Source organism: Pseudomonas sp. FG86 (assembly GCF_057808775.1).
The window spans coordinates 1-13468 of sequence record NZ_JBMDIS010000085.1 but is presented as its reverse complement, the minus strand read 5'-3'; the positions used below and the strand labels follow the sequence as shown (position 1 = coordinate 13468).

Genomic DNA, 13468 nt, shown 5'->3' with positions numbered 1-13468 from the left:
CTGCTCATTGATGGCGCACCCGAGCGTCGCCCATGCGCCAAAAAAAGACACTCAGCCGACCGCTCGGTTGCGAGCCGCCCGATACCGGCCTATGTTCCAAGCCATGCTTTTCCTTTTGCTGTCCCCCACCCTACGCCCATCCCGTAACCAGGTGACGACATGCCTACGCCTTCCCGCCCCGCCGTCCTCGAACTGATCGGCAACACGCCGTTGGTACGCGTCAGCCGTTTCGATACCGGCCTCTGCACCCTGTTTCTCAAGCTCGAATCGCAAAACCCCGGTGGTTCCATCAAGGACCGCATCGGCCTGGCCATGATCGACGCCGCCGAACGCGACGGCCGCCTGCGCCCTGGCGGCACCATTATCGAAGCCACCGCCGGCAACACCGGTCTGGGCCTGGCGCTGGTAGGCCGGGCCAAGGGCTACCGGGTAGTGCTGGTAGTGCCCGACAAGATGTCCACGGAAAAAGTGCTGCACCTCAAGGCCATGGGCGCCGAAGTGCATATCACCCGCTCCGATGTGGGCAAGGGCCACCCCGAGTATTACCAGGACGTGGCCGCGCGCCTGGCCAAGGGCATTCCCGACGCGTTCTTCGCCGACCAGTTCAACAACCCGGCCAACCCCCTGGCTCATGAAACCAGCACTGCCCCGGAAATCTGGGCGCAAACCCAGCACGACGTGGACGCGATTGTGGTGGGGGTCGGCTCGGCCGGCACCCTCACCGGCCTGACCCGTTTTTTCAAGCGCGTACAACCCGACCTGGCCATGGTGCTGGCCGACCCGGTGGGCTCGGTAATGGCGGAATACAGCCGCAGTGGCCGCCTGGAAACGCCAGGCTCGTGGGCGGTGGAAGGCATTGGCGAGGACTTCATTCCGTCGATCGCCGACCTCTCCAGCGTGCGCCAAGCCTATTCCATCAGCGATGAAGAAAGCTTCGACCACGCCCGCCAACTGCTCAAGGCCGAGGGCATTCTCGGCGGTTCCTCCACCGGTACCCTGTTCGCCGCCGCGCTGCGCTATTGCCGTGCGCAGACCGAACCCAAGCGCGTGGTCACGTTCGTCTGCGACACCGGCACGCGCTACCTGTCAAAGGTCTACAACGACCAATGGATGAAGGATGCGGGCCTGCTGCAATACAAGCACTACGGCGACCTGCGCGACCTGATCGCCCGCCGCTTCGAAGATGGCCGCGTGATCAGCGTGAGCCCCGACGACACCCTGCTCACCGCCTTCCAGCGCATGCGCCTGGCCGATGTCTCGCAACTGCCGGTGCTGGTGGACGGCCAGACACTGGTGGGGGTGATCGACGAATCCGACATCCTGCTGGGCCTGCACCATGACGCCGCGGATTTCTCGATGATCGTCGCCAGCGCCATGACCGATAAAGTGCAAACCCTGGCCCCCAGCTCCAGCCTCGCCGAATTGCAGGCGGAACTGGATCGCGGCCTGGTCGCCATCATCGCCGACGCCTCGGGCTTCCACGGCCTGATCACCCGCGTCGACCTGCTCAATCACCTACGGAGGTCCCTTGCATGAGTCAGCCCGATAAAAGCGCGTTTGCCACCCGTGTGATCCACGCCGGGCAATCACCCGACCCGACCACGGGCGCGCTGATGCCGCCGATCTACGCCAACTCCACCTACCTGCAAGACAGCCCCGGCGTACACAAGGGGTTCGACTACGGCCGCTCCCATAACCCCACGCGCTTTGCCCTGGAACGCTGCGTGGCCGACCTCGAAGGCGGCAGCCAGGCGTTTGCCTTCGCCTCGGGGCTGGCGGCGATTTCCACCGTATTGGAATTACTCGATGCAGGCGCCCATATCGTCTCCGGCAACGACCTGTACGGCGGCACATTTCGCCTGTTCGACAAGGTGCGCCAGCGCAGTGCGGGGCACCGTTTCAGCTTTGTCGACCTGAGCGATGGCGCGGCGTTTGAAGCGTCGTTGCAAGACGACACGCGCATGGTCTGGGTTGAAACCCCAAGCAACCCGTTGCTGCGCCTGACCGATCTCAGCGCCATCGCGCGCATCTGCCGTGACCGCGGCATCCTCTGCGTGGCCGACAACACATTCGCCAGCCCGTGGATCCAGCGCCCGCTGGAGCTGGGTTTCGACATCGTGGTGCACTCCACCACCAAGTACCTCAATGGCCACTCCGACGTGATCGGCGGCATCGCCATCGTTGGCGACAACCCGGAACTGGCCGAACGCCTGGGCTTCCTGCAAAACTCGGTCGGCGCGATCGCCGGGCCCTTCGATGCGTTCCTGACCTTGCGCGGCGTGAAAACCCTGGCCCTGCGCATGGAGCGCCATTGCAGCAATGCACTGGCATTGGCGACCTGGCTGGAACAACAACCGCAAGTGTCGCGGGTCCACTATCCCGGCCTGGCGTCCCATCCCCAGCACGCACTGGCGCGTCGACAGATGCGCGGGTTTGGCGGGATGATTTCGCTGGATTTGAACAGCGACCTGGCCGGCGCCCGGCGCTTCCTGGAAAACGTCAGAATCTTCGCTTTGGCCGAAAGCCTGGGGGGCGTGGAAAGCCTGATCGAACACCCGGCAATCATGACCCACGCAAGCATCCCCGCCGCCACGCGCGCGCAATTGGGTATTGGCGATGGGTTGGTGCGGTTGTCGGTGGGGGTTGAGGATGTCGAGGATCTGCGGGCGGACCTGGCGCAAGCCTTGGCCCGGATATAAATCCTCCAGCCCCCATGAATCCCAGGTGGGAGGGGCAAGCCCGCTCGCCACAACAGCCCCCTCCCCACACCAAGCCACCTCCCCACACCAAGCCCGCTCCCCACACCAAGCCCGCTCGCCACACAGGTCAGTGCGTCAGGCCGAGGTGATATTGGCCCGCGCGCCGTGCAGTTTCTTGTAGCTCTCGATCAAGCGTAGATGCCGGTCCAGCCCTTCCAGCTTGGTGCTGGTCGGCGTCAAGCCATAGAAACGCACGCTGCCATTCACCGAGCCGATCACGGCGTCCATCCGCTCGTTACCGAACATCCGTCGGAAGTTGGCCTCGTAGTCCGCCAGTTCCAGGTCTTCGTCCAGTTCCATCTCCAGCACCGCGTTCACCGCCTGGTAGAACAGGCCGCGCTCGACGGTGTTGTCGTTGTACTGCAGGAACATTTCCACCAGTTCCTTGGCGTCTTCGTACTGCTGCAACGCGAGGTAGATCAGCAGCTTCAATTCCAGGATGGTCAACTGGCCCCAGGCGGTGTTGTCGTCGAACTCGATGCCGATCAAGGTGGTGATATCGGTGTAGTCGTCCAGCTCGCTCTCCACCAGGCGCTCGGCCAGGGCCTTGAGCTCGGCATCGCTGAGGCTGTGCAGGTTGAGGATGTCGGCGCGGAAAAACAGGGCCTTGTTGGTGTTGTCCCAGATCAGGTCGTCCACCGGGTAGATTTCCGAGTAGTCCGGCACCAGGATGCGGCAGGCCGTGGCGCCAAGGTGCTCGTACACCGCCATGTACGACTCTTTGCCCATGTTGTCGAGGATGCCGAACAGGGTCGCGGCCTCTTCGGCGTTGGAGTTTTCACCTTGGCCCGAGAAGTCCCACTCGACGAATTCGTAATCCGACTGGGCACTGAAGAAACGCCACGACACTACACCGCTGGAGTCAATGAAGTGTTCGACAAAGTTGTTCGGCTCGGTGACTGCATGGCCTTCAAAGGTTGGCTGCGGCAAATCGTTCAAGCCTTCGAAGCTGCGGCCTTGCAGCAGTTCGGTGAGGCTGCGCTCCAGGGCCACTTCCATACTCGGGTGCGCGCCGAATGAGGCGAATACGCCTCCGGTACGCGGGTTCATCAAGGTCACGCACATCACCGGGAATTCACCGCCCAGCGACGCATCCTTGACCAGCACCGGGAAGCCCTGGGCTTCCAGGCCTTCGATACCAGCCAGGATACCGGGGTACTTCGCCAGCACCTCGGCCGGCACGTCCGGCAGCGCGAACTCGCCTTCGATGATTTCACGCTTGACCGCGCGCTCGAAGATTTCCGACAGGCACTGCACCTGGGCTTCGGCCAAGGTATTGCCGGCACTCATGCCATTGCTCAGGTAGAGGTTTTCGATCAGGTTGGACGGGAAATACACCACCTCGCCATCGGACTGGCGCACAAACGGCAGCGAGACAATGCCACGTTCTTCGTTGCCGGAGTTGGTGTCGAACAGGTGGGAACCGCGCAGCTCACCGTCGCGGTTGTAGATTTTCAGGCAGTAGGCGTCGAGGATTTCCGGCGGCAGTTCATCCTTGCGCCCCGGCTGGAACCAACGCTCATCGGGGTAATGCACGAACGGCGCGTTGGCCAATTCCTCGCCCCAGAACTGATCGTTGTAGAAGAAGTTGCAGTTGAGCCGCTCGATAAACTCGCCCAACGCCGACGCCAGGGCGCCTTCCTTGGTCGCGCCTTTGCCGTTGGTAAAGCACATCGGCGAGTGCGCATCGCGGATATGCAGGGACCAGACGTTGGGCACGATATTGCGCCACGAGGCGATCTCGATCTTCATGCCCAGGCCGGCCAGGATCCCGGACATATTGGCGATCGTCTGCTCCAGCGGCAGGTCCTTGCCCGCGATATAAGTGCCCGCGTCGGATGGGCTGCCGGGCATCAACAAGGCCTGGGCATCGGCGTCGAGGTTGTCCACTTCTTCGATGACGAATTCCGGCCCGGCCTGCACCACTTTCTTCACGGTGCAACGGTCGATGGAACGCAGGATACCCTGGCGGTCCTTCTCGGAAATGTCCGCAGGCAGCTCGACCTGGATCTTGAAGATCTGGTTGTAGCGGTTTTCCGGATCAACGATGTTGTTCTGCGACAGGCGGATGTTTTCCGTGGGGATATTGCGCGTCTGGCAGTACAGCTTCACAAAATACGCCGCACACAACGCCGACGAGGCCAGGAAGTAATCGAATGGCCCCGGCGCCGACCCGTCGCCTTTATAGCGAATCGGTTGATCGGCGATCACCGTGAAGTCATCGAACTTGGCTTCAAGTCGAAGGTTGTCGAGAAAGTTGACCTTAATTTCCATGCGGGATTACCAAAATAGCGAACTTCAAATTGGCCGCCATTATCCGGGATTTGCGTTTGAAGTCTTGTGCTTTCGCCATTCGGCCGCCGACAGGCAAGGCTGATGCGCTATCGACGCCGGTATAAAGCCACGCCAGAGCGCTTGTCAGACGAAATACCATCAACTTATCTGTACGGTTGCCGATGACCTGCTAGCAATTCAGGGAGTAGTCGAATGCGCAATAACCAGCCAGTGACACAACGCGAGATTTCCCTCGCGCCTTCGCAGAAGCTCATTTCCGCCACCGATGTGGATGGGATGATCACTTACTGCAACGATGCTTTTGTCGATATCAGCGGTTTTGAACGCGCCGACCTGATCGGGGCGCCGCAGAATATCGTGCGCCATCCCGACGTGCCTCCCGCCGTGTTTGCCCATATGTGGCGTGCGCTCAAGCAGGGGCTGCCGTGGATGGGCATCGTCAAGAATCGCTCGAAAAACGGCGATCATTATTGGGTCAACGCCTATGTCACGCCGATTTTCGAGGGCAACCGCGTGGTGGGTTTCGAGTCGGTCAGGGTCAAGCCGACCGCCGATGAGATCCGGCGTGCCCAGGCGCTGTATCGGCGTCTGAGCCAGGGTAAAGCCGCCGTGGCCGCCCTGGACACCTGGGCGCCGGCCTTGATGAGCTGCGTGCCGTATATCGCCACCGGCCTTGCCGGCGCGGTGGGTGGGCTGTTCCTCAGCGCGCCGCTGGCCATTGCCGTGGCGGTGGGCGTCGCGGTTCCGGTGGCGCTGCTCTGCTCACAGTGGCGCCAGCGCGCGACCCTGCGCTTGCTGGTCGGCGTCGAGCCATCCACCTCCGATGCCTTGATCGCACAGATGTACAGCGATGAAGCCGGTCCCCAGGCACGCCTGGAAACCGCGTTCCTCAGCCAGAACGCGCGCCTGAAGACTTGCCTGACCCGTTTGCAGGACAGCGCCGAGCAACTCAGTGCGCTGGCCGGGCAATCCGACCGACTGGCCACGGCCAGCTCCACCGGCCTGGACCGCCAGCGCGTCGAAACCGAGCAGGTCTCGGCCGCCGTCAACCAGATGGCCGCGACCACCCAGGAAGTCGCCAGCCATGTGCAGCGCACCGCCGATGCCACCCAGCAAGCCAACTTGCTGACCGGGCGCGGCCGTGAGGTGGCGCGGGATACCCGCGAAGCCATCGAGCGGCTTTCCGCGGTGGTCGGCGAAACGGGTGTCACCGTGGCGCAGCTGGCCAGGGACAGCGATGAAATCGGCACCGTCGTCGATGTGATCAAAGGCATCGCCGACCAGACCAACCTGCTGGCCCTCAACGCGGCCATCGAAGCGGCCCGTGCCGGCGAGATGGGGCGCGGATTTGCCGTGGTCGCCGACGAAGTCCGACAGCTGGCACAACGCACCTCGCAATCCACCACCCAGATCCACGGGCTGATCACCAAGCTCCAGGCGTCGTCCAACAATGCCGTGCAAAGCATGGAGAACGGTCATCGCCAGGCCCAGGAAGGCGTGGCTTGGGTGCTTGAGGCCGACCAGGCATTGGTGGGCATCAGCGAAGCGGTGTCCCACATCACCGACATGACCACCCAGATCGCCGCCGCCACCGAGGAACAGAGCGCCGTGGCCGAGGAGATCAGCCGCAACATCACAACCATTGCCACACTGGCCGACCAGACCTCGGTCCAGGCGCATCAATCCACCGACCTGAGCAAGGAGCTGACCCGCACCGCGTCCACCCAATATGCATTGGTTGAGCGTTTCAATCGCTGACAGGCGACCCACCGCATCCAGCAAAGTCGGGGGCCGGGCTGAAAGGTCGTCGGGTGGTCAAGCTCTGGCCACCCGCCACACCATGGCGCAGCGGCTGCCGGGCTCAAAGCCGTGTGCATACTCGTCTGCCAACATCCCGGCCAAGCGCTGATCCAATGACGCCTCGGCTTGCAGCTCAAACCCCAGGCGGCGGTAGAACGGTGCATTCCACGGCACCTGCCTGAACGTCGTCAGGGTCACTGCGCGCAGTGCCTGTGAGCGCGCAGCGTCCATCGCCGCCTCAACCAGCTTGCGCCCCCAGCCCTGGCCGTGCAGCGACCGAGCGACCGACACCTCATGGATATGCAGGTCGTCGCCCTGGCGTTCTGCGCACAGAAATCCTTGAGGTTGATCGTTGGCATCGACCGCCACCCAACAGGTCGACAGCGCGATCCACTGCCGATGACGCTCGACGGTCAAGGTGCCTGCGCTGGCCAGCCAGCCCAAGCCATCGATCAGTTGAAAGGCTTGGGCGGCAGAATGCTCGATGGCGGGCAATAACGGCGCGTCATCCAGTCGCGCCAGGCGAATGGGTAGTGGCATTGGGTGTCACTGAGCCTCAAAAGGTGGAAGACGCGCGGGTCAAGGCTGCTTGCGGTACATCCCGGTGAAGTAATCCTGGCTGTCCGGCGCCGAGTTGTGTTCGATCACCGCGAAGTTTTTCACCAGTTGGATGTGGTACGGGCCAACGCGCCGAGACGCCAGGGGTTCCGGCACGATAATCAGGTTTTCGGTTTCCATCGCAACCGTGTGATGCGCGCTGGCGATGGTTTTTGAGGTTCCAGCGGCGATGAGTGTCAGGGTCAATCGTGCAAGCTCCCGGCCCTGGGCATCACGCTCGGGCAGGATCTCCAGGTCCAGATCACCGTCGCGGCCCAGGAAGTCATCGCGCATCTGGTAGTGGCCGCTGCGCTGGTCACGGGCGACGTCACTGAGTTTTTCGTACTCGGGTTCACGGTCTTCCGGGCGCAACTGGACGGCCAGTTCACGCGGCTGCCCCTTGGCGGAACTGACCCAGGTGCCGCTGTAGTGATAGGGCTCGACGGTTTCCCGGGTGATCCGCCAAATGCCGGTCTGATGACCATCATCGGTATATTCGTGCAGGTAGACGAAAGGCTTGTCGTCATAGTCGCTTTGGTCGCCAACCAACTTGATCGGCTTGCCGCTGCCACTCTTGGTGTAGCGCAGCTCACCGATCAACACGGCGCCCTGTTGCTGATACCAGAGCGCCACCGGGATCTTGCCGTCGAGGGTGCCGGCCAGATACTGCGGATCTTCGTTGACGGGACCTTCCAGGCGCGGTGTTTCCTGCCACTTGCCGTCCTTCAATACACCGGTGGTGCGCAGCATGTAGCCGCTGGGCATGCTGGAGTTTTCACCGTATTCGGTGGGCGGCACTTGTTCCTGGGTATAGGCATCCAGTCGCACCAACTCACCCTCGCGCATTTGCAGGCGGCTGGAGCGCGTCCAGCAGCAGCCACGGTCGGTTTGCGAATGGATGATGCCGTCCTTGTCCACCGAAAACATGCCGCCGAAGGTTTCGTTCGCCAGCTCCGTCAATGGCCGGTTCAGCACCCATTGGGGCTTGTGCGGGTCTTGCAGGTACACATCGTAGTGGTACTGCAGGCTCTCCTCGGCGTCCTCGCCATTGCGGATAGCCAGGTCCTGGCGGCCGTCGGCGTTGATATCGGCGAAATACAACACACCGTAGGCCCCCACCAGATGGTCGCTGTCTGTCTTGCCATTGCGATCCAGCGGCACATTGGCGGCAGGGGTTTGCAGCTGTTGCAGGGTTTGGAGGGTGGCCCGGTCACGCACGGTAACCAAGGCGCGGGCCGGCTGGCGGAGGTCTTGCGGCACCTCTGGAAACAACACCTCCACCAGGTATTGACCGCTGGGGTCATTGACCGAGAACGAGCGCGGCTCGGCCATCACAGGAGCCGTGAGGGTCATGGAAAGGAACGCACCGCTCAATAACACACGCATCCAAAGCATCCTTGCTGAAATTTTGCGCCGCAGTGTAATGGGAAATGCCGCGGGCTTCGAATAAATCCCTGCCATGGCCCATGTATCGACTGATATGTTGCGCTTCTCGCCAGTCAAAGGAGCTGCCATGGAACCGTTAGCGACAAACGCCGCCTTGTTGATCATCGACATGCAGCAGGGCATGAACCATCCCAGGCTTGGGCGACGCAACAACCCGCACGCCGAGTTGCAGATGCAGCACCTGCTCAACGCGTGGCGGCGATCCCAGCGGCCCATTGTCCATGTCCGACATATGTCTCGCTCTCCCGACTCGGTCTTTTGGCCGGGTCAGCCTGGCTGTGAATTCCAGCCGGCCTTGTGCCCGTTGGCGCATGAGCAGGTACTGGAAAAGAACGTCCCGGATGCGTTCACCGCCACGGGCCTGGAGCGTTGGCTGCATGTGCGCTCGATCAAGCAGTTGGTGATCGTTGGGGTGATCACCAACAACTCGGTTGAAGCCACGGCGCGATCCGGCGGCAACCTCGGCTTCGAGGTAATCGTGGCGGCGGACGCCTGCTACACGTTCGATCAAACCGACTTGGCCGGGCGCCTGTGGCCGGCGGAGGACGTGCATGCATTGTCGCTGAGCAATCTGGCGATGGACTACGCCAGGGTGATCGAGACAGCTGAAATCCTGGCCGCGGCCGCCCCGTTGCAAACGGACTGACCGTGCGTAATCACGTTCACGCTTGCCCTACGCCTTAAGTGCAGCGGGCCCCCCATGGGCTTGCAGATAAGCCCGCAACAGCAGCGTGGTCTGCTGTTCAAGACCGGCTTCGAACGTAGGCGAGGCATTGCCTTCGAGCAACGTCCTGACCGGGCCGACGATCGCGCTGAGCGAAATCCCGGCGGTCAGGATCGGGTCTTCGAAATGCGCATCGGGGGCGGTCTCCAGCATCGCGGCGATGGCCGCCACCATGCGCGTATTGATGCGGGCGACCAGCTCCGCACCACCCCGCTCGCCCGCGATGGCATACAAGGCCTTGGACGCGCCCTGGTCGCGTAACTTGGCGGCCACCAATGCCGTGACCAGGCCGGCGGCCATCTCAGCCACCGGCACCTGCCGATGGCGAGCGCATGCCTGCTCCACCGCCTCGGCCACCCACTCCAGGTGTTTTGCCAGCACGGCGGCGAGCAGCGCGTCGCGATTCGGGTAGTACTGGTAGAGGCTGCCCACCGACATGCCGGCACGCTCGGCCACTCGGGTGGTTGTGCAGCGGATCAGGCCCTGCTGGGTCAAAACCTGAAGGGTTGCCGTGTGCAAGGCCTCGACAGTCGCGGCTGAGCGCGCCTGAACCGCTGTTTTTCTTGGCTTCAAGGACGCTTTGAGGGTGCTCACGGAATGCGAATTCCAATATCTGAAGGATCCTTCATATTAGAGCCTTACTCCGCTGAAGCAAGGGCGACCCCGATGACAGGTTTGAAAAACAGCAAGACATTCATACTGGGCGACCGCGAGGTCAACCGCATGGGTTACGGCGCGATGCAATTGGCAGGCCCTGGCGTATTTGGCCCTCCCAAGGACCGCGACGCCGCGTTGGCCGTGCTGCGTGAGGCGGTCGCCTGCGGCGTCAACCATATCGATACCAGCGATTTTTATGGGCCGCATATCACCAACCAACTGATTCACGAGGCCCTGCATCCCTACCGGGACGACCTCACGATAGTCACCAAGATCGGCGCCCGTAGTGACGCTGAAGGTGGATGGCTGGCGGCGTCCACCCCGGAAGAACTGACGCAGGCGGTGCATGACAACTTGCGCAACCTGGGGCTGGAGGTGCTGGACGTGGTCAACTTCCGCTCGATGCATTCCACAATGGGCCCGTGCGAAGGCTCGAACGCCGCCGCGTTGGACACCCTCGCTGAACTGCAACACCAGGGGTTGATACGCCATATTGGCATCAGCAATGTCACGCCGACCCAAGTGGCCGAGGCACGCCGCATCGTCAAGTTCGTTTGCGTGCAGAACCTGTACAACATCGCCCATCAACACGACAACACCTTGATCGACACCCTGGCTGAGGAAGGCATTGCCTATGTGCCGTTCTTCCCGCTGGGTGGATTTACTCCGGTTCAGTCTTCGACCTTATCCAGCGTTGCGCAGGGGCTGGGCGTAACACCGAAGCAATTGGCGCTGGCGTGGTTGTTGCGGCGCTCGCCCAATATCCTGTTGATTCCGGGCACCTCCTCGGTGGCCCATTTGCATGAAAACCTTGCGGTGGGCGAATGGGATGTGCCGGACGAGGCGCTGGCTGCGTTGAACGCCATCGCGGACTGAAGCGGTCCCTTGTGCGTCGATATCCCAGGTGATGCGCAGCGTTGTTCGGCGCATCGCCTGCCAATTGGATACAGAACAATCTCGAATTGTATTGTGTACAAAAAACCCTAAAGCTTTAACCCAAGCGAGCCGAAACATCGGTGAAAGCAAATCGCAATGTCTCGGCGATTTGGCCGCCCTCTCCGCTGATGGTCGTCTCGATGAAAATAAAGAATAAGCTGGTCCTTGCGTTTGTATCTGTCGCGTTTATCCCGGTTAGCCTGGTCGCGGTGATCTCCGTGATGAATACGCGAACCCAGGCAGTCGATCAGTTCATCGATGGCAGTACCCGTGAGATACGCCAGATCGATGGCAATATCCGGCAATTCTTCGAGGGCACGCTGCAGAACGTCGATCAAATGGCGGCAGATCCTGTATACACGTCCGTGAACACCCTCAAGGATTATCGACCCGACAACGCCGCCAGCCAGCCCATGCCGGCGCAGGCCCAGCAGGTGATCGAACGGTTCGCGCGTTTTGGCGCGACCCATCCTTCTGCGGCGATCCTGTCCATCGGCCTGGAAGACGGCACTTACGTCAAATGGCCCGACGACCCGCAACTGGCCAAGTACGACCCGCGCACGCGCCCCTGGTACAAGGCGGCGATGGCCAGCCCCGGCAAGACCGTGCGCACCCCGGCTTACTATTACGACAAGGATGACGTCGCGCTGGTCGGCACCGCGCGGGCGCTACTGGATAACGCCGGCAAGGCCAAGGGCGTATTCGTGGTGAGTGTGTCGCTGAAGAACCTCACCGAGCTGGTCAAGAGTATCAAGCTGGGCGAAAGCGGCTATGTGATGCTGATCGAAGACGGCGTGGTCCTGGTTGACCCTCGCGATGCCAAGCACAGTTTCAAGCCGCTCAAGGACCTTGGCGCGCCGTACGCACATTTGGCCGAGACCGCCCAGGGATCGACCGAAGTGGTGATCGATGGCGTGCGCTACATGGCCAATATCTGGACCTCCCCCGGCCTGGGCTGGCGTTATGTGGGGTTGATCGAATACAACGAAGTGATGGCCGCCGCCACGCGCATGACCTACCTGACCACAATCATCGTGGCGGTGCTGGTCCTGATCTTTGGCCTGATCGCCGCGGCGTTCTCCAAGGTGATCGTCAAGCCGATCGGCCAGGTCAGCACCGGCTTGCAATCCATCGCCCAGGGCGAAGGAGACCTGCGCCACGAACTGCGGGTGCAGGGCAAGGATGAAACCGCTGAACTGGCCGGTTGGTTCAACAAGTTCCTCGCTGCGATCCGCCAGCTGATCCAGCATATTGGCGCGGCGTCGACCAACTTGCAGGACGCTTCACGGGTCAACAGCGAAGTGGCGCACAACATGAACGAAGCCGCCGGGCGCCAGCGGGAAGCGGTCGAACTGGTGTCCACGGCATTCAATGAAATGGTGGCCACCGCCAATGAAGTGGCGCGGTCGTGCAGCGGCGCAGCGGAGTCCGCCGAGAACGGCCATCGCCGCGTGGCCGAGGGCAAGCAGCAGATCGAAATGACCACGGACAACGTCAACCGGCTCGGCCGCCGCTTGACCGAGTCGTCCGAAGCCATGGTCGAGCTGGAGGCCGGCAGCCGCAGCATCAACCAGATCATTGGCACTATCCGTGCGATTGCCGAACAGACCAACCTGCTGGCGCTCAACGCGGCCATTGAAGCCGCCCGGGCGGGTGATCAAGGCCGCGGCTTTGCGGTGGTGGCGGACGAAGTGCGGGCGCTGGCCAAGCGCACTTCCGACTCCACCGGCGAGATCGAACAACTGCTCGGTACCCTCGGCAGCAAGACCGAGGAAGTGACGCAGAAGATGAGCAGTTGCCTGGACCTGTCCCGCGCCAGTGTGTCGTCCATCGAAAGCGCGCGGGACAGTTTTGAAGGCATCCAGTTGTCAGTCAACGAGATTCGCGACCAGAACCTGCAGATATCGGCCGCCGCCGAGGAACAGCACAGCGTGGCCGAAGAGATCAACCGGCATATCCAGCAGATCTACGACGAGGCACGGCTGGTGGAGAGCCTGGCCAATTCTGCGCAGGATGACTCGGGGCGGTTGGCCGGCTTGTCGGCGGAGTTGAATGGGCTGGTGGGCCGGTTCAAGTCCTAGGGCGCCGCGGACGTTGGGTGGGGACGACGCCTAGATGTGCTCATCCCCCGACCAATCGCCCTGTGGCGAGCGGGCTTGTTGTGGCGAGCGGGCTTGCCCCACGTTGGGCTGCGCAGCAGCCCCAGTCAAGAAGAACGCGGTGTATCAGACACTCTGTAGAGGCTGGTTTTGGG

The 13468-nt window shown here is 62.1% G+C and carries 10 protein-coding genes and 2 pseudogenes; 8 read left to right on the top strand and 4 right to left on the bottom strand.

What is annotated here, in order from left to right:
- Positions 1-159: 159 nt before the first annotated feature.
- Together ACODSV_RS30260 and ACODSV_RS30255 are read left to right on the top strand one after the other, a co-directional pair.
- Complete coding sequence (locus ACODSV_RS30260; protein ID WP_150055732.1) at positions 160-1536, top strand: pyridoxal-phosphate dependent enzyme; 1377 nt, start codon at positions 160-162, stop codon at positions 1534-1536.
- Positions 1533-2699, top strand: coding sequence for a cystathionine gamma-synthase (locus tag ACODSV_RS30255; protein WP_150055731.1), 1167 nt, complete (start codon positions 1533-1535; stop codon positions 2697-2699). Before ACODSV_RS30260 ends, ACODSV_RS30255 begins: the two co-directional genes overlap by 4 nt.
- A 135-nt stretch (positions 2700-2834) precedes the next feature.
- Here the strand turns inward: ACODSV_RS30255 and ACODSV_RS30250 are convergent, their stop codons facing one another.
- Positions 2835-5033, bottom strand: a complete 2199-nt coding sequence (locus tag ACODSV_RS30250) for an OsmC domain/YcaO domain-containing protein (RefSeq protein ID WP_069076254.1) — start codon at positions 5031-5033, stop codon at positions 2835-2837.
- Positions 5034-5246: 213 nt separating this feature from the next.
- On the opposite strand from ACODSV_RS30250, the pseudogene ACODSV_RS30245 reads away from it, so the two are divergent.
- Both ACODSV_RS30245 and ACODSV_RS30240 read left to right on the top strand, forming a co-directional pair.
- Positions 5247-5519, top strand: a pseudogene (locus tag ACODSV_RS30245) (PAS domain-containing protein); the annotation flags it as partial.
- Positions 5520-5714: 195 nt separating this feature from the next.
- Complete coding sequence (locus ACODSV_RS30240; protein WP_410524631.1) at positions 5715-6812, top strand: methyl-accepting chemotaxis protein; 1098 nt, start codon at positions 5715-5717, stop codon at positions 6810-6812.
- 57 nt (positions 6813-6869) lie between these two features.
- On the opposite strand, the gene ACODSV_RS30235 is transcribed toward ACODSV_RS30240, so the two are convergent.
- Both ACODSV_RS30235 and ACODSV_RS30230 read right to left on the bottom strand, forming a co-directional pair.
- Complete coding sequence (locus ACODSV_RS30235) at positions 6870-7394, bottom strand: GNAT family N-acetyltransferase (protein WP_024075787.1); 525 nt, start codon at positions 7392-7394, stop codon at positions 6870-6872.
- Positions 7395-7433: 39 nt separating this feature from the next.
- A complete protein-coding gene (locus ACODSV_RS30230; RefSeq protein ID WP_150055109.1) occupies positions 7434-8837 on the bottom strand; it encodes an XAC2610-related protein in 1404 nt (467 codons plus the stop codon).
- Positions 8838-8964: 127 nt separating this feature from the next.
- On the opposite strand from ACODSV_RS30230, the gene ACODSV_RS30225 reads away from it, so the two are divergent.
- Positions 8965-9543 (top strand): cysteine hydrolase family protein, encoded by a 579-nt coding sequence (locus ACODSV_RS30225; protein ID WP_102623464.1) that lies wholly within the window; start codon positions 8965-8967, stop codon positions 9541-9543.
- A gap of 27 nt (positions 9544-9570) precedes the next feature.
- Here the strand turns inward: ACODSV_RS30225 and ACODSV_RS30220 are convergent, their stop codons facing one another.
- A complete protein-coding gene (locus tag ACODSV_RS30220) occupies positions 9571-10215 on the bottom strand; it encodes a TetR/AcrR family transcriptional regulator (RefSeq protein WP_150055110.1) in 645 nt (214 codons plus the stop codon).
- A gap of 72 nt (positions 10216-10287) precedes the next feature.
- On the opposite strand from ACODSV_RS30220, the gene ACODSV_RS30215 reads away from it, so the two are divergent.
- The 3 genes and pseudogenes from ACODSV_RS30215 to ACODSV_RS30205 all read left to right on the top strand — a co-directional run bounded on the left by ACODSV_RS30215 (position 10288) and on the right by ACODSV_RS30205 (position 13295).
- On the top strand, positions 10288-11154 hold the full coding sequence (locus tag ACODSV_RS30215) for an aldo/keto reductase family oxidoreductase (RefSeq protein WP_150055111.1): 867 nt from the start codon (positions 10288-10290) through the stop codon (positions 11152-11154).
- Positions 11155-11342: 188 nt separating this feature from the next.
- Positions 11343-12392 (top strand): annotated as a pseudogene (locus tag ACODSV_RS30210) (cache domain-containing protein); the annotation flags it as partial.
- Positions 12393-12527: 135 nt separating this feature from the next.
- Positions 12528-13295 carry a methyl-accepting chemotaxis protein gene (locus ACODSV_RS30205; protein ID WP_370531127.1) on the top strand — a complete coding sequence of 256 codons (768 nt, stop codon included), beginning with the start codon at positions 12528-12530 and terminating at the stop codon, positions 13293-13295.
- Positions 13296-13468 lie beyond the last annotated feature (173 nt).